The 16,109-nt window shown below is 42.8% G+C and carries 20 protein-coding genes; 13 read left to right on the forward strand and 7 right to left on the reverse strand.

What is annotated here, in order from left to right:
* Nucleotides 1–437, forward strand: a 437-nt coding sequence (locus J502_RS09395; RefSeq protein ID WP_034683909.1) for an IS30 family transposase, incomplete at its 5' end; no start/stop codon positions are given.
* Nucleotides 438–678: 241 nt separating this feature from the next.
* On the opposite strand, the gene J502_RS09400 is transcribed toward J502_RS09395, so the two are convergent.
* From J502_RS09400 to J502_RS09415, 4 genes are all read right to left on the reverse strand, one after another.
* A complete protein-coding gene (locus tag J502_RS09400) occupies nt 679–915 on the reverse strand; it encodes a DUF378 domain-containing protein (protein ID WP_005017702.1) in 237 nt (78 codons plus the stop codon).
* Between the two features lie 530 nt (nt 916–1,445).
* A complete protein-coding gene (locus tag J502_RS09405) occupies nt 1,446–2,717 on the reverse strand; it encodes a replication-associated recombination protein A (RefSeq protein ID WP_034683911.1) in 1,272 nt (423 codons plus the stop codon).
* Nucleotides 2,718–2,860: 143 nt separating this feature from the next.
* Nucleotides 2,861–4,033, reverse strand: coding sequence for a PQQ-dependent sugar dehydrogenase (locus tag J502_RS09410; protein ID WP_034683913.1), 1,173 nt, complete (start codon nt 4,031–4,033; stop codon nt 2,861–2,863).
* A 130-nt stretch (nt 4,034–4,163) separates the two neighbouring features.
* Complete coding sequence (locus J502_RS09415) at nt 4,164–4,568, reverse strand: MerR family transcriptional regulator (RefSeq protein ID WP_005017695.1); 405 nt, start codon at nt 4,566–4,568, stop codon at nt 4,164–4,166.
* 72 nt (nt 4,569–4,640) lie between these two features.
* Here J502_RS09415 and J502_RS09420 point away from each other — a divergent pair, with 72 nt between their 5' ends.
* A complete protein-coding gene (locus J502_RS09420) occupies nt 4,641–5,258 on the forward strand; it encodes a cation efflux transmembrane domain-containing protein (RefSeq protein ID WP_005017694.1) in 618 nt (205 codons plus the stop codon).
* A gap of 46 nt (nt 5,259–5,304) precedes the next feature.
* Here J502_RS09420 and J502_RS09425 read toward each other — a convergent pair whose 3' ends face one another.
* Nucleotides 5,305–5,757 (reverse strand): YcgN family cysteine cluster protein, encoded by a 453-nt coding sequence (locus J502_RS09425; protein WP_005023938.1) that lies wholly within the window; start codon nt 5,755–5,757, stop codon nt 5,305–5,307.
* A gap of 189 nt (nt 5,758–5,946) precedes the next feature.
* Here J502_RS09425 and J502_RS16440 point away from each other — a divergent pair, with 189 nt between their 5' ends.
* The 8 genes from J502_RS16440 to ahr all read left to right on the forward strand — a co-directional run bounded on the left by J502_RS16440 (nt 5,947) and on the right by ahr (nt 11,208).
* Complete coding sequence (locus J502_RS16440) at nt 5,947–6,105, forward strand: DUF1328 domain-containing protein (protein WP_005017692.1); 159 nt, start codon at nt 5,947–5,949, stop codon at nt 6,103–6,105.
* A 179-nt stretch (nt 6,106–6,284) separates the two neighbouring features.
* Nucleotides 6,285–7,019: a dienelactone hydrolase family protein gene (locus tag J502_RS09435; protein WP_005404676.1), complete on the forward strand. Its 735-nt coding sequence runs from the start codon at nt 6,285–6,287 to the stop codon at nt 7,017–7,019.
* Between the two features lie 85 nt (nt 7,020–7,104).
* A complete protein-coding gene (locus J502_RS09440; RefSeq protein WP_005023934.1) occupies nt 7,105–7,470 on the forward strand; it encodes an HIT family protein in 366 nt (121 codons plus the stop codon).
* Nucleotides 7,471–7,680: 210 nt separating this feature from the next.
* Nucleotides 7,681–8,712, forward strand: coding sequence for an A/G-specific adenine glycosylase (mutY, locus tag J502_RS09445; protein ID WP_034683914.1), 1,032 nt, complete (start codon nt 7,681–7,683; stop codon nt 8,710–8,712).
* Nucleotides 8,713–8,763: 51 nt separating this feature from the next.
* The gene (locus tag J502_RS09450) at nt 8,764–9,300 is read left to right on the forward strand and encodes a M23 family metallopeptidase (RefSeq protein ID WP_005407228.1); all 537 of its coding nucleotides are present in this window, start codon (nt 8,764–8,766) and stop codon (nt 9,298–9,300) included.
* 9 nt (nt 9,301–9,309) lie between these two features.
* The gene (locus J502_RS09455) at nt 9,310–9,555 is read left to right on the forward strand and encodes a hypothetical protein (protein ID WP_017401145.1); all 246 of its coding nucleotides are present in this window, start codon (nt 9,310–9,312) and stop codon (nt 9,553–9,555) included.
* A 34-nt stretch (nt 9,556–9,589) separates the two neighbouring features.
* Nucleotides 9,590–10,183 carry a DNA-3-methyladenine glycosylase I gene (locus J502_RS09460; RefSeq protein ID WP_026056665.1) on the forward strand — a complete coding sequence of 198 codons (594 nt, stop codon included), beginning with the start codon at nt 9,590–9,592 and terminating at the stop codon, nt 10,181–10,183.
* A complete protein-coding gene (ahr, locus tag J502_RS09465; RefSeq protein ID WP_034683916.1) occupies nt 10,180–11,208 on the forward strand; it encodes an NADPH-dependent aldehyde reductase Ahr in 1,029 nt (342 codons plus the stop codon). The genes J502_RS09460 and ahr overlap by 4 nt, the downstream gene beginning before the upstream one ends.
* Here ahr and J502_RS09470 read toward each other — a convergent pair.
* Nucleotides 11,205–12,632 carry an aminotransferase-like domain-containing protein gene (locus tag J502_RS09470; RefSeq protein ID WP_034683918.1) on the reverse strand — a complete coding sequence of 476 codons (1,428 nt, stop codon included), beginning with the start codon at nt 12,630–12,632 and terminating at the stop codon, nt 11,205–11,207. The two genes, ahr and J502_RS09470, sit on opposite strands and share 4 nt — an antisense overlap.
* Before the next feature lie 89 nt (nt 12,633–12,721).
* Here J502_RS09470 and J502_RS09475 point away from each other — a divergent pair, with 89 nt between their 5' ends.
* On the forward strand, nt 12,722–13,096 hold the full coding sequence (locus J502_RS09475; RefSeq protein WP_005017672.1) for a hypothetical protein: 375 nt from the start codon (nt 12,722–12,724) through the stop codon (nt 13,094–13,096).
* Here the strand turns inward: J502_RS09475 and J502_RS09480 are convergent.
* Nucleotides 13,075–13,983 (reverse strand): LysR family transcriptional regulator, encoded by a 909-nt coding sequence (locus J502_RS09480; RefSeq protein ID WP_005023922.1) that lies wholly within the window; start codon nt 13,981–13,983, stop codon nt 13,075–13,077. The genes J502_RS09475 and J502_RS09480 overlap by 22 nt on opposite strands.
* Before the next feature lie 110 nt (nt 13,984–14,093).
* Between J502_RS09480 and dkgB the strand changes: the two genes are divergently transcribed.
* Entirely contained in the window at nt 14,094–14,897 is an 804-nt protein-coding gene (gene dkgB, locus J502_RS09485) for a 2,5-didehydrogluconate reductase DkgB (protein ID WP_005017667.1), read from the forward strand.
* Nucleotides 14,898–14,903: 6 nt separating this feature from the next.
* Entirely contained in the window at nt 14,904–16,070 is a 1,167-nt protein-coding gene (locus tag J502_RS09490) for an MFS transporter (RefSeq protein WP_005017665.1), read from the forward strand.
* Nucleotides 16,071–16,109: the final 39 nt, after the last annotated feature.

Genomic DNA, 16,109 nt, shown 5'->3' on the forward strand with positions numbered 1-16,109 from the left:
CAACACTTATTGAACGAAATACACGGCTCTGTATCTTGGCAACATTACCTGATGCAAAGGCAGAATCAGTGCGCAAGGCTTTAACTGAAGCTCTGAAATATTTACCTGCAGAACTGCGTAAAACGTTGACCTATGACCGTGGACGCGAGATGGCAGAACATAAAATACTTGAAGAAGATTTAGGCATAGATGTATATTTCTGTGACCCACATTCACCCTGGCAAAAAGGCACATGCGAAAATATGAATGGTTTAATTAGGCAATATTTACCTAAAGGGATTGATTTAAATCAGGCAGATCAGCATTATTTAAATCAAGTTGCCATGTCACTGAATACTCGTCCTAGAAAAGCGTTAGATTGGCTTACACCATTAGAGAAATTTGCTCAGCTTGTTGATTATCATAAGACTTTTCAAACTGTCGCACCTCATGTTTGAATTCGCCATAGTATTGATTAAATATTTTCTATTAAAATAAGAAGTTAATTTTTAAAATAGAAATTTAATATTTAACTGTAAAGCAGCAGTAGGAAATTTACAAAAAATAATAGAACAGCTATAAGCTAATATTTATAGAGTGGCTTTTAAATATTAAGTAAAAGGTAAAAATGGTAATTTATAAAAATAAAAATGGAGCCAAGACTCCATTTTTATATAAAATTTATAATATTAGGCTTACTTAGCGAACAACTTTTGCATGAGGGTCATGGTGCACTGTTTTACCCAGTTTAGTACCCGTATAAATTAGATAAAGTGCAGACAAACCAACCAATACATAAATAATTCGGGATAGAGTACTCATTTCACCAAAAATTGCAGCAACTAGATCAAAATTAAATGCACCAACTAGGCCCCAGTTAATTCCACCAATAATTGTTAAAGCATATGCAATCCAGTCGATTGTATTAAGTCTCATAGGTTACTCTCCAGCCATCTATTTGATATATTAATTATGAGAATTTAATTAAATTTAATATGTTGTTTTGATGCTAAAAAGCTGTTTTCTATGTTGAGCTAGTGTCATTTTATAGAGTTTAAATTTTAACTAGGTTACTTTTATTTGTACAATTAGTGTTCAATGTAAACTTATAAAAATTGAGTTTTTTAGCTATAAAAAAATACTATTAAATATTTTACGTAATTTAAATTCCTTATATAGAGTGCCTAAAGATTAAAAATTTTGGAATTTTCTATTTAAAAAATTTATCTCCAGCCAATTACTAACTTATACTCTTAAAATTAAGAGAATAAATAACTTTAAAATATTTAATGAAATTTTTTTCTTTTTTATATAACCCATTAAGTAAATATAAATAAATATACTGAAAATAAAAATGGCTTATCGGAAGACTCAACTTATTCAAAATAATATCTAGAAAAATAGGCTGAATATCATTAACAGACTTTTTAAATCCTAAAAACAAGAGCCCGGGTTCGGGCCTTGATTTACTGTTGCTGTTGTTGCTGCCAGCGGCGCTGTTGTAGCTTCTCACCTTCTACTTCCCGCTTATTACGTGCCGACTCATACAATTGAGTACCTTTTAGCTCAGGGGGCAAGTACTCCTGTAATACAAAATGCTCCGGATAATCGTGCGGATATAGATAATTCACTCCATAACCTTGATCTTTCATCAGTTTAGTAGGCGCATTTCTTAAATGTAGGGGAACAGGCAGGTTGGCAGTTTTCTCGGCCAAGGCCAAGGCTTTATTAATTGCCAGATAAGTACTATTACTTTTCGCACTGGTGGCAAGATATACTGCTGTCTGACCTAAAATAATCCGTGCTTCAGGCATACCCACTGCCTGAACTGAACGGAAGCATTCTCCAGCCAGTAAAAGTGCATTCGGATTAGAATTGCCAATATCTTCTGATGCTGCAATCAGCATACGGCGAGCAATAAATACCGGATCTTCTCCACCTTTAAGCATCCGGGCCATCCAGTACAAAGTTGCATCCGGATCACTTCCCCGAATTGACTTAATAAATGCTGATACTAAATCATAATGCTGTTCACCGGATTTGTCGTAACGTGCGATATTCTGCTGTGCAACCTTAACCACGATGGCATTATTAATTATATTTTCAAGGCCGGATTCAAAGGTACTGGCAATCAGATCAAGTAGATTGAGTGCTTTGCGAGCATCTCCAGCAGCAAACTGGATGAGTGCATCATATTCTTCAATCTGGATATGTCGTTCTTTTAAAAATTCATCTGTTTGAAGTGCTTTATCAAGCAAGGTTTGAATAGATTCGCTATCAAGAATATTTAAGGTATAAACCTGGCAGCGTGACAAAAGCGCACCATTTACCTCAAAAGACGGGTTCTCAGTTGTCGCTCCGATTAAGGTGATTTTACCTTTCTCTACCGCATTTAATAGCGCATCCTGCTGAGACTTGTTAAAGCGATGAATTTCATCAATAAAAACTACAGGTGTCAGCAGATCGCCACTTTCAGCAATAATTTCCCGTAGTTCTTTAACCCCAGTATTGAGCGCTGAAAGGCTAATAAAAGGTCGATCTACAGCCTGTGCCAGAAGCAAGGCAATAGTAGTTTTACCCACACCCGGTGGACCCCAGAAAATAATAGAAGGCAAATGCCCCTGATCAATCATCTGCCGTAAAGGTGCCTGCTCACCGAGCAGATGATCCTGTCCGATAATTTCTGAGAGGTCACGTGGACGCAGACGTTCAGGTAGAGGGATTTGAGTATCTGACATATTCTTTTTGCATTACTGTATAAGCTTTTATAGTAGCGTATTTTCAGGCTGCTGCACGGCAGTTTTTAAGCAGTACTGTATATAAGTGCGGGGCAAAAATAGCAAATATTCTGGCTAAAATATCAGCTTCATACCCGGATGCTTCATACGCCAGCCGTTAGTTTCAAAAGTTTTGCATTTTTGCCATCCTCAATAACCCAGATCGAACCATCCTGAGCTTCCTGTAATCCCCGAATACGTTCTTTCATATCAATACGCTGAATTTCTTTCGCCGGGTTTTGCTCCAGCTCTACGATAATCAAAGCCTCTGAAGACAGCCCTCCAATCAGTGCCTTCCCCTGCCACTTGGGAAATTGCCGGCCTTGATAAATCAGCAGACTCGAGGGAGAAATGACAGGTGTCCAGCTTAGCTCGGGTTTTTGAAATTCAGGTCGGGTTGAATGGTCAGGAATCGGTTTACCATCATAATGATCTCCATTGGAAACGATGGGATAACCATAATTTTTCCCCTTTCTAATCAGGTTCAGCTCATCCCCACCTTTCGGTCCCATTTCTACGACCCAGAGCTGATTTTTAGCATCAAATGCAATCCCAAGCGGATTTCGATGGCCGAGTGACCAGATCTCGGCGGTTACTCTACCCTGCTGTGCAAATGGATTATTACTGGCCGGCGTACCGTCATCGTTTAGACGCAGTACTTTCCCAAGATTAGATTTCATATCCTGTGCCGGCGTAAACTTCTGGCGCTCACCTGAGGCAATCCAGAGTTTTCCTTCATGGTCAAAAGCCAGACGATGACCATAATGGCCTTGCCCCGAAACTTTTGGTATCTGACGCCAGATTACTTCATGGTTTTTTAAAGCTGGTGCTGCACTGTTCAGGTCCAGCCGGGCTCTGGCGACAGCTGCTCCCTGTCCTCCAGCACCTTTTTCCGCATAACTATAGTAAACCCACTGGTTTTGATTAAAATTTGGATGCAATACGATATCGCCCAGACCGCCTTGCCCACCGTATGCTACTTCAGGCAGACCTGTGATATTTACTGTACGTTTTGTCAGCGGGTCAAATAGCTTGAGCTGACCTTTTCGTTCAGTGACCAGTAGTCGCTGGTCAGGTAGAACAGCGAGTGCCCAAGGTTCATTAAACTGGGTAATTTGCTGTACTTTAAATGTCTGTAACTGCTTAGAAGTTGAAGTCTGGTCAGCCTGTTGATGGCTTTCCGGAGTATTAGTGTGTCCCTGATTTGAATTACAGCCATACAAGGTAAACAGGCTAAAAAATAGTATGGATGTTATGCGGAATTTATTGTTATACATCACTTCTCTCTTAAATTCTGACTATATTTTCCATCATACAAATGAATGAATATATCTGTCCGATTTAATCAAAGTATTGCTTTACCAAATATTTCCTTTTGATTTAGTTAATTTTCAGGGAAGTTAAAGCTTATGGTTCAGGGTGCTTAAGGCCAGAAACAATTTTGCAGTCCTGAATAGTAAGGTCAGCCCGACAGGTCTGGCGCAGCTGCTGTAACTTTGTACGGAAATTTTCAAGGCGTTGAAGTTTTTGTTCAATATGTCCCAAATGATCTTCTAGCAGTTGATCAACTGTATTGCACTGTTGCTGCGGTTTTTTCAACAGTTCAGTCAGCTGCCCAATTTCTTTAAGTGACATTCCCAGTTCACGGCAATGCCGGATAAAGATAAGCTGTTCAAGCGCAGTGTCATCATAATAACGATAGTTATTATTACCCCGTAATGGCAGCGAAAGCAGATTTTTCTTTTCATAAAAGCGGATACTGTCTACCGAAATTTTACTTTTCCTGGCCAGTTCACCAATCGAATACAGCATACATTCCCCTCTTGACTCTGGAGTTACTCCAGACTTTTTAATTATTCTATCTGATCTTTCAGGAGTTGAATAATGGCAGGTTGCTGTAGTTGTCAGGAAACACAGGCCAAAAGCCGTAAATTCAGAAATGCGCTGTGGATAGCCCTATTTTTAAATTTCACTATGTTTATTGTTGAGGTTACAGGTGGAGCACATACAGGTTCCACTTCACTCTGGGCTGATGCACTGGATTTTGCAGGAGATTCTTTCAATTACCTGATTTCTATTTTTGTACTGGGTCTTGGATTATACTGGCGCGCAACAGCTGCCCTGTTAAAAGGACTGATGATGCTGGTTTTTGCTTTCATTGTTCTGGGCAAAGTGGTCTGGTCCTATATACATGGTGTACCACCAGAAGCGATTACTATGGGTATTATTGGTACACTGGCACTGATCGCGAATATCCTGACTGCCCTGATTCTATATGCTTTTCGGGATGGTGAAGCCAACATGAAGTCAGTATGGCTGTGCAGTCGTAATGATGCAATTGGTAACGTTGCGGTAGTTCTGGCAGCTGTAGGCGTATTTGGAACACAGCAGGTCTGGCCAGATTTAATTGTAGCCTCAATTATGATTTTACTTGGCTTAAGTTCCAGCCTTACTATTATCCGGACCTCATGGAAAGAACGGATTCAGGCCAAGCTCGGATGAGATAGAATAAAAGAGAAGCTTGAGATACTTCTCTTTTATTTTTAATTTAACGTACCCAGCGCACGATATATTCTTCTATCTGGTCTTCCTCAATGTCCAGTTCAGAAATACAGCGGCCGGCTGCTGATTTTTTGGCTTTCATCACACTTTGGCGGCTACCGGTATTCAAATAGTGCCATGAAGGTAAATTTTTACCTTCAGACAGACGGCGATAAGCACAACTCGGAGGTAACCAGTGAATTGTAGCGAGCTTTTCTGGAGTCAGCTGGATACAGTCAGGAACCTGCTGTTTCCGGTTGGTATAATCACTGCACCGCGCTGTCTTGCAGTCCAGTAATTTACAGGCAACTTTGGTATAGGCAACCTCTTGAGTCTCTTCATCTTCAAGTTTGACCAGACAACACAAACCACAGCCATCACAAAGCGCTTCCCACTCTTCCGGGCTAAGTTGTTCAAGTGGATAGACTTTCCAAAACTGTGGACGCAACGGCTTCACCATAATACTTCATACAAATTTACTACCTGAACAGTATATCATTGTGTGTTTTGACTTTTAAAAAATACATCTCTCACAAATCATTTACTTAACGCAATACCTGGTATAATTTTTAAACACAAAGCTCACACTTATATTTTATTTTGCTCTCTATACTAAAAACACATTAATAAAAAATTATGGAGATAAATCATGTTTCGTTGGGCGATTATTTTTGCGGTGATTGCACTAATTGCAAGTCTGTTAGGTTTCGGTGGCGTAGCAGGCTTATCTAAAGACTTTGCAGTGATTCTGCTTGTGATTGCAGTTATTCTGGCAATCGTTGGTTTTATCTCACGCGGCCGAGTATAAATATATATTCATCGTGTTATAAAAAAGAAGGATTTATCCTTCTTTTTTATTTTTTCATCTTATTCAAAACATAAATTTTCACATTTCTTCTTTCATATTCTTTTTCTTTTCAGTCATTTTAAATATTTTTTATGATTTAATCAGGTCATTCTCTTAAGTTTATACAAGGATTGATCAGAATGACTTCAACAATCAAAACCCGCGAAATTCATTATAACGCAGCAGATGGTACCAACTTAGTTGGCTATTTTGCTGCGCCAGAATCTGATGCACCAGTAGCGGGTGTGATTGTAGCGCCAGAATGGTGGGGCAGAACTGAATATACTGAACAACGTGCCCGTGAGCTGGCTGAGCATGGTTATGCTGCACTTGCAATTGATATGTATGGTGACAAAAAGGTAACTACCGATGCGGGCCAAGCCAATGAATGGATGACTCAAACTTTTCAGGATCCGGACACAATAGTGACTCGTGCGTCAGCTGGCCTAAAGGCTCTGGCTGAACAAAATGAAGTAAATCCGGATAAACTGGCAGCAATAGGCTTTTGCTATGGGGGCAAGGTCGTCCTTGATCTGGCACGCTCAGGTGCACCACTTAAAGCCGTTGCTACTTTTCACGGTAATCTCTCTGCAAAAGAGCCGGCACAGCCTGGAAAAATTCAGGCTGAAGTTCTGGTATTGCACGGTGAACTCGACAGCATGGTCACTCTAGATGATGTAGCCAGTTTCAAGCAGGAAATGCAGGCAGCCGGTGTAGAGCATGATGTTATTGTATTTGAAGCAGCAAAACATGGTTTTAGTAATCCATTAGCCGATGAACGTGCCCGGGCCAATGGAGTAGATCTGGGCTATAACGCAGAAGCAGAGCGACAAAGCTTAAAGGCCATGTATGATTTGCTACAACGTCACCTTTAACCTATAAAAGATTAAAACCGCAGTAAGGTGCTGATTACCTTACTGCATAGATTCAACCTATAAATAAAACGATGAGGGTATAATCATGATTGAAAATAATTGTCCATATTGTGACTTTGATGAATATGATGTGATTGATAAAAATGACTTTGGTGCCATTTTGCCTGAGCCAAAACCGTTATCTAAGGGACATTCTGTTATTATTCCCCTGCGCCATATCAGTTCATTTTTCGATGTCACTGATAAAGAACGTAAAAGTCTGATGTCGCTTCTGGAACTGGCGCGTAATGAACTTAAAATTCGTCATCAGCCTGAAGGTTTCCATATCGGCTTTAATGATGGTTCTGTCTTTGGAGAAGCTTCCCAGCATCTCCATATCCATATTATTCCACGCTATGCGGGTCAGGCTTTAAGACTGGACGAGCGCTGGGGAATACTGGACGAAGAATAAATGAGTAGATGATGCCTAGGGCATCATCTTTTATCCTGGTTACTGGGTTTAATGATTTCTGCCGTTTACTATAACGGTGCTATTTATCTTTAATACTTAATCTTTAAGCTGTTTAAAACCCCTGCCATGAAACAGCCTTTTTCCAACTAAAAAATCTATTCTCGCTGTAGTTCAGCTATAATCTCTAGGTAATTCTTGCCTGAAATTTATATGTCCGAATTTTCCTTTTCACATGCTTTACTTGAATGGTTTGATGTTCATGGCCGGCATGATCTGCCTTGGCAAGTCAGTGATGATCCCTATAAAGTCTGGGTTTCAGAAATTATGCTTCAACAAACCCAGGTCAAGACTGTGCTGCAATATTTCGAACGCTTTATCCAGCGGTTTCCTACTGTAAATGACTTGGGACTGGCTAGTTGGGATGAAGTAGCCCCATACTGGGCTGGACTGGGCTATTATGCACGTGCCCGAAATCTGCATAAAGCAGCTGAAATAGTTAGCCGTGAAGGTAAATTTCCAGACAGCCTTGAGGGCTGGATTGCTTTGCCCGGTATAGGCCGCTCGACAGCAGGCGCATTAATGTCACTCGGATTGCGCCAGTACGGTGTCATTATGGATGGCAATGTTAAACGGGTACTGGCACGCTTTTTTGCAATTGAAGAAGATTTGAGCCAGCCGGCACAAGAACGCAGGCTCTGGAAACTGGCAGAAGAGCTATGTCCGACTGAACGTAACCATGATTATACGCAAGCTATCATGGATCTGGGTGCTACCATTTGTACACCCAAAAAACCGTTATGCCTTTACTGCCCGATGCAGCAGCACTGTCTTGCCCATCAGCAAGGGTTAGAAACTGAATTGCCTTATAAAAAACCAAAAAAGCCTGTGCCGCTGAAACAGGGCCATATCTTATTATTACAAAGCCAAGACCAATGGTTATGGCAGCAGCGGCCAGCTAGCGGTCTCTGGGGCGGCTTGTATTGTCTGCCTATAATTGAAGATAAGCAGCAGTTTTCTCAGCTGCTGGCACAATATGGTTTAAAGCAGAAGCAAGCACCTGTTCAGATTACACATGGCTTCACTCATTTTACCTGGCTGCTAGATACCTATCTGTTCCACGTGGAACCAGAACAACGTGAGTTTCTACAGACTGAACTGGGTGGTGAATGGCTGAGTCCTGAACAGGCTCTAATGCGTGGTCTGCCAACGGCTATGAAAAAATTGATTCAGCTTATCGAGTGATGACATACTGGTTACTGTCATTTTATAAACTTATTTAATCAAGGAAGTCGTGTGTCACGTTTTGCCGGTTATATTTTTTTAAGTTTGTGTTTTATCTTGATAGCGGCCTGTACCACTGCGCCGAAAAAACCTTCTGCCCTACCCGCTGCCCAAGTAAGTAAACTTCATCGTATGCAGCTTGCTTCACGTTTGCCGGTTCCAGTGAAGAGCGTGGAGCGTCAACAACTCAGTGATACCTGGGGAGTGTCACGTAGTAAAGGACGCACTCATGAAGGTATTGATATTATGTCTCCACGCGGTACAAAAGTTTATAGTGCCACAGAGGGGCTGATCGCAGATCTGCGCAATAACAATCTTGGAGGTAAAGTCATCTGGATTTTGGGACCAGGTGGCAGCTGGCACTATTATGCCCATCTTGATGGGCACAAAAGAGGTCTGGAAGTCGGTGATTATATTAAAAAGGGACAGCTCATCGGTTACGTAGGCAATACTGGTAATGCCCGTCATACAGCCCCTCATCTTCATTATGGAATTTATCTGCAAGGCAAAGGTCGTGGTGCAGTGAATCCATATCTGTATCTGCGTTAGGAAAAAAATATGTCAGAAGCTTTAATTCAACGGCTGGTCGAGTTTGCAGAATCTGGAAACCAGCAGAAAATTGTGCTGGCCGGACAGAATTACCAAGGCTGGATAATGGAAATTACTGAAGATGCACTGATGATCAGCACAGGTTTTAATGATAAGAATGGTAAAGATTGCTGGTTAAAGTTTGACGATCTTACTATTGCCGAACTATATTTTTGGAATAATCTTACCAGTGAGTGGATAAGATTTACTATTTAAGAACCTTAAGTTAAACCACTCAGGGAGCACCATGATGACCCCTCAGCGCTGCGGATGGTGCTCAGATGACCCGCTTTATATTGCCTATCATGACCAAGAGTGGGGAAAACCTGAATATGATGAGCAACGCCTATTTGAAATGCTGTGTCTGGAAGGTCAGCAAGCCGGCCTCTCCTGGATTACTGTTTTGAAAAAGCGCGAGGCTTATCGGCAGCATTTTTTTCAATATCCGATTGCTGAGATTGCCGGCTTGAGTGATGAGTCGTTACAGCAAAAAATGCAGGATTCAGGTCTTATCCGTCACTTGGGCAAGTTGAAGGCTATTCGTGACAACGCAGTTGCCTGGCAAAAATTTAAAGCTGAAGTCGGTGATGTAAGCCACTGGTTATGGCAAGTTGTCGATGGTCAACCTTTATATCGGAATGTAACAGATTTTCGTCAGGCTCCTGCCCAGACAGAGACCAGTCTTGCACTTTCAAAAACTTTAAAAAAATATGGTTTCAAATTTGTTGGACCGACGACCTGTTATGCTTTTATGCAGGCAGTCGGTATGGTTGATGATCATGAAAATAGCTGTAAATTTAAGTCTAAGCCAAACATCCGCTTTTCTGCCAAGGAGTTATTATGAGTCAGAAGAATACTATTCGTGCCTATGCTGCCATGCAGCCAGGTGCGGCACTGGTTCCCTATGAGTTCGATGCCGGTGATTTACAGCCACATCAGGTTGAAGTCAAGGTTGAGTACTGTGGCTTGTGTCACTCTGATATTTCAGTACTAAATAATGACTGGGGCAGTTCGGTTTATCCGGTTGTGGCTGGTCATGAAATTATCGGTACAATTATTGGCTTAGGCTCAGAAGCCAGAGGCTTGCAACTGGGTCAACGTGTGGGTATCGGCTGGACAGCAGAAAGCTGTCAGCATTGTGATTACTGTATTGCCGGTGATCAGGTAATGTGTAATGGTGGCTCTAAAGCGACTATTGTTGACCATGCTGGCGGTTTTGCTGAAAAAGTACGTGCCGACTGGCAATGGGCGATTCCTCTTCCCGATGATCTGGATCCACAAAGTGCCGGCCCCCTGCTCTGTGGTGGTATTACTGTTTTTGACCCTTTATTGAAACATCAAATTCAATCTGTACATCATGTCGGTGTTATCGGAATTGGGGGCTTGGGCCATATGGCCATCAAGCTGCTTAAAGCATGGGGCTGCGAAATTACCGCCTTCACTTCCAGTCTGGATAAAACACCCGAGCTGATTGACATGGGTGCAGACCACGTAGTAAACAGCCGTGATTCTGCGGCACTTAAAGACCAATACGGCAAGTTTGACTTATTGCTCAGTACCGTCAATGTCAGTCTGGACTGGAAATCCTATCTGCACACACTGGCACCACATGGTACCGTACATATGTTGGGACTCACCCTTGAACCGATGCAGGTACCAGTAGGAACCCTTATTGGAGGGAACAAATCAGTGACGGGCTCACCCACCGGTTCACCGGCGGCTTTACGTCAGTTACTCAAGTTTGCAGCACGTAAAAATATTGCTCCACAGATTGAACTGTTTCCAATGTCACAGATTAATGAAGCTATTGAACGCCTGCACTCAGGTCAAGTACGTTACCGGGTGGTTTTAAAAGCAGATTTTGACTAACTGTCTGTGTTATCAAGTTTTTGTTTTACCCATTCTGCCAGTTTATCAATCGACTGGCAGATCTCATGACTTAAGCCATGTCCGGCATTTAAACGGATAAAATGCCGATAGCGCCGGTCTTCTCCAAATACTTCTCCCGGTACAATATTAATGCCATGCTGCTGTGCAAAATGATACATTTCCAGTCCGTCAATCTGCACCGGAAATTCCAGCCACAGGGCATAACCACCCTCAGGCTGACTTAGACCGATTTTAACGCCTTGAAAAACCTTTAAAATATATTCCTGATATTGTCTTACCTGCTGCATAAGACGGGGGCGTAAACTATTTAAATGTTCACTGTAACTACGGCTATATATCAGATCGGCCAGTGCAAGCTGCAATGGTGTATTAACGATGGCATTTCCATTTAATAACCCAATTCTAAAAGACTGTAGCTGCTGGCTGATACATACCCACCCAATGCGGTAAGCAGATGATAAAGACTTGGAAACTGAACCGCAGTAGATGATGTAACCGGCCTGATCCCAGTACTTAATAGGTAATGGTCGTTCCAGATTAAAGCCGCATTCAGCATAAATATCATCTTCAATCACATAACAGCGGTAGCGTTCTGCCAGCTGTGCAATCTGTGCCTTTTCTGTATTGCTCAGACAGTAGCCGAGCGGATTTTGGTAATTCGCAGTCATCAGGCAGGCCTTTACCTGCCCGCTTTGCATCATCTGTTCCAGCCGGTCCAGATCAACGCCTGCATGGCTGGCCGGTATTTCGATAATTTTACGCTTCAGACTGGCCAGTAGCTGTAACTGGCCATTAAAACTTGGGGTTGGTACCAGAATGCTATCACCCACTTCAGTAAGCTGCTGAATAATGAGTGATAACGCAGGCATACAGCCACTGGTAATTAAAATATCTTCTGGCTGAATATACAGGCCATCTTCTGCCCAGTGTTCGCTTAAAGCCTGACGTAACTTTTTATGGCCCTGCCGGTCACTGTATAGAAAGTCTTCCGGCTGGCTATGCTTGAGCGCACGCTGGATCGAACGGCGTAAAGCCTCTACAGGTACCAGTTGTGGTGATAGCTGGATAGCCCCCAGATGTACTAAATTATTCTGAATGGAAGCCTGTTGTATTTCAATTTGCAGTTCAAGATTACTGACATCACGCGGTCTGGACTGGAAATCTAAATGACGGGGTAACGGGTTTTGTAATGACTGCCCTTTCACAAAATAGCCAGATCTGGGCCGTACATAAATTAAGCCTTGAGCTTCTAGTAATTCATAACAGCTTTGTGCAGTGCTGAGGCTCACTTCATGCTGCCGGGCAAAATCCCGAAGAGAACTGAGCCGCTGATCGGCTTTTAAAGCTTGGCTGTGAATTTTTCCGGCCAGCTGACTGGCAAGAAGTTGGTAGTGAAATGCCATATCTGTACTGCTTTTTTAAATTTTTTTGTGTCTGTAATGCTCTATAGCATAGGTTTAAGCTGAAAAAAATTAAAATTGAGCAAAACTTGATGAAAACTTGTACTTTATTATTTATTTGTCTATGGCTAGCAGCTTGCCAGCCACAATATCAGCAGAATACTTCTCAAAATGCACTGTGTCAGTCATTAATTGGAGGTTATTTAAAAATGCAGTCACTGCCTGGCTATCAGCTCTGGAAAATTACAGCACTCCCTTCCAGCACAGAGTGGCATTATCTTTATAAGAAACCTACTGAAAACGGGCTGATTATGACAGGTCTACTCCAGCCTAAAATCGAGTTTGTCTGTTCACAACAGCAGCAGCATTTACGACTCGAATTATTGCAGACATCCAGACAGCTCAGGCTCCCATTATTTGAGCTCCGTTTGCCTGTGCCAGCCTCTCAGGTAAATGGTTCAAAATGAAAACCCGAGCTTAATTCCTGTACCAGATATTCGATCAGTAGCCTGACCCGTTTTGGTAAATGTTCCTGCTGATAATAAACCGCATGAATAGGCTGATAATGTAATTCAATCTGGTCTTCAAACAAGGCAACTAGTCTGTTCTGGGCCAGATCCTGACCCACCAGAAATTCAGACAGGCAGGTAATTCCATGATGCAACAGGGCCAGCTGCCGTACAGTCTCACCATTAGATGCCCGAATTGGTGCAGTTGCGGTAAAGTATTCATTACCCAGTTTGAGAGGCCAAGTGTTCAAATGCTTGGGAGAACTAAACCCGATTAACTGATGCTGCAATAGCTCCCCAGCAGTTTGTGGAGTGCCATACTGTTCCAGATAAGCGGGGCTTGCAACTATATATAAGCGGCTTTGAGTGAGTAAACGAGCATGCAGACTTGAATCATTCAGCTGACCAAAACGGATAGCCACATCGGTCCGATGTTCTAAAAGGTCAATAATCTGGTCATGGCTGTTCAGTTCAATTTCAATATATGGATAGCGCTGCATAAATTTCTGCATGAGTGGAGCAATTACATGTAGCACAAAGGGGGTGGCCGAGTCGATCCGGATTTTACCGGAAACCTCGTGGTCAGATTTAAGCAGCAGCTCTTCAGCATCGTTCAGCTCATTGATAATCTTGCGTGCACGCTCTAGAAACAGCTGGCCTTCCTGTGTCAGCGAGAGCTTGCGGGTAGTACGTTCCAGTAACGTAACGTTTAACTTACTCTCCAGACGCTGCAAAATACGGCTTAAACCAGAAGTTGACTGGCCGAGCTGTTCAGACGCCTTAACAATCGAACCACTATCCACAATACTGACAAAAACCTGCAGCTCTTCAAAAGTAGATTTCATCACATCCAATTAATGACAAATTAACAATAATATTTTGCAGATTATCTACTTTTTTAGCAACAAAGCTTCCGACAAAATAATCTTAACTTTTAAAAATAGTCGAGGTTACGATGATTATTCCTAAAATCGGTGTAGGTACCTTTCGCCTGTCCGGTCAAACCGTCATTGATTCAGTCAGCCAGGCACTCGATGTTGGATACCGGGCGATTGATACAGCCCAGATTTATGGTAATGAAGCAGAAGTTGGTACAGCCATACAGCAAAGTAAGGTCTCCCGACAGGAGCTTTTCTTAACCACCAAGATCTGGACTGAAAATTATGCACCAGAACGGATGATTGCCAGCCTGAAGGACAGCCTGCACAAGTTACAGACAGATGCTGTGAACTTGACACTCATTCATTGGCCAGCCCCCGGTCTGGGCTACTCTGCTGCTGAACTGGTGCAGAGCCTGTATCAAGCCAAAAAGCTGGGACTCACCGAACATATTGGTGTGTCCAATTTCAATATTGCCCAGACAGAAGAGGCGATTGCAGCAGTTGGACCAGACCAGATTGTAACCAACCAGATCGAGCTAAGCCCTTATTTGCAAAACCGTACATTAGTGCAATATCTGCAGAGCCAGAATATACAGGTTACCTCTTATATGACACTGGCTTATGGCAAGGTGCTGCAAGACCCTGTTCTTATGCGTATTGCAGCCTTACATGAAGCGAGTACCGCCCAGATTGCCCTGGCATGGGCTATGCAGCAGGGCTTTTCAGTAATTCCATCTTCTACCAAGCGTGAGCATCTGCTCAGTAACCTAGAAGCCCAGAAAATTCTGCTGAGCCATGAAGAAATGCAGAAAATCGCCGAACTTGAACGTAATGGACGGGAAATCAGTCCGGAGCAGCTAGCACCAGTATGGGATTAAGTACGGATGAAAATTAATTTTCCGCTGCTTGCCCTTGCAGTCGGTGCGTTTGCGATTGGTACAACCGAATTCTCGCCAATGGGACTGTTACCTGATATTGCCGGGGATCTTGATGTTTCTATTCCGAGAGCTGGTATGCTGATTACTGGTTATGCGCTGGGCGTAATGCTTGGCGCACCAGTGATGACTTTATGGTTTAGCAGCTTTAGCCGCCGTAAGGCACTTATTCTGCTTATGGCTATTTTCACTATAGGTAATTTGCTGGCAGCAGTTTCTCCCAGTTATATGAGTCTGATGGGTGCACGTCTTATCACCAGTTTAAACCACGGTGCATTTTTTGGAATCGGGTCTGTAGTAGCCGCCAGTGTCGTTCCGGTCCATAAACAGACCAGCGCAGTAGCAGCTATGTTTATGGGTTTGACTGTTGCCAATATTGGTGGTGTCCCTCTGGCAACCTGGGTTGGACAAAATATTGGCTGGCGAATGTCCTTTCTGGCAATTACCGGTCTTGGTCTGCTAACGATACTATCTTTATGGAAAGCCTTACCTAAAGACCATAAAGGTAGTAGGCCTGATGTAAGAGCTGAGCTGAAAGTATTGACACGCAGACCGGTCATACTAGCAATGCTGACCACAGTATTGGCCTCTGGTGCAATGTTTACCCTGTATACCTATATTGCCCCGAGCCTGGTTGAATTTACCCAGGCATCTCCAGGATTCATCACCTTGATGCTGGTACTGATTGGTATAGGTTTCTCGATCGGCAATCATTTAGGCGGAAAATTTGCTGACCTGTCTCTGGACAAAACCCTAATCGGTTTCTTTGTATTGCTGATCGTCAGTATGCTGCTCTTTCCGTTACTGGCAAAAAGTCCACTGGGGGCAGCAGTCGGACTGGTGATCTGGGGCATAGCTACCTTTGCTCTGGTACCCCCTTTACAGATGCGGGTAATGTCAACCGCTCATGATGCACCAGGACTTGCGTCCTCAGTTAATATCGGGGCATTTAATCTGGGTAATGCGCTTGGCGCTGTAGCGGGTGGTGCCGTACTTAGCATGGGCTGGAGTTATATGGCAGTGCCGGTCAGTGGCGCAGTACTGAGCATAGTAGGCCTGCTTCTGGTATTCATCCAGAGGAAAGGACAACAGCCTTCCATAGCCTGTGAATCATAAGTGCTATCAATTTCAGCCTGTAAGGTAGGCTGAAATGAC

Origin of the sequence: Acinetobacter sp. 1294596, from assembly GCF_000582925.1 — a bacterium.
GTDB lineage: Bacteria > Pseudomonadota > Gammaproteobacteria > Pseudomonadales > Moraxellaceae > Acinetobacter > Acinetobacter radioresistens.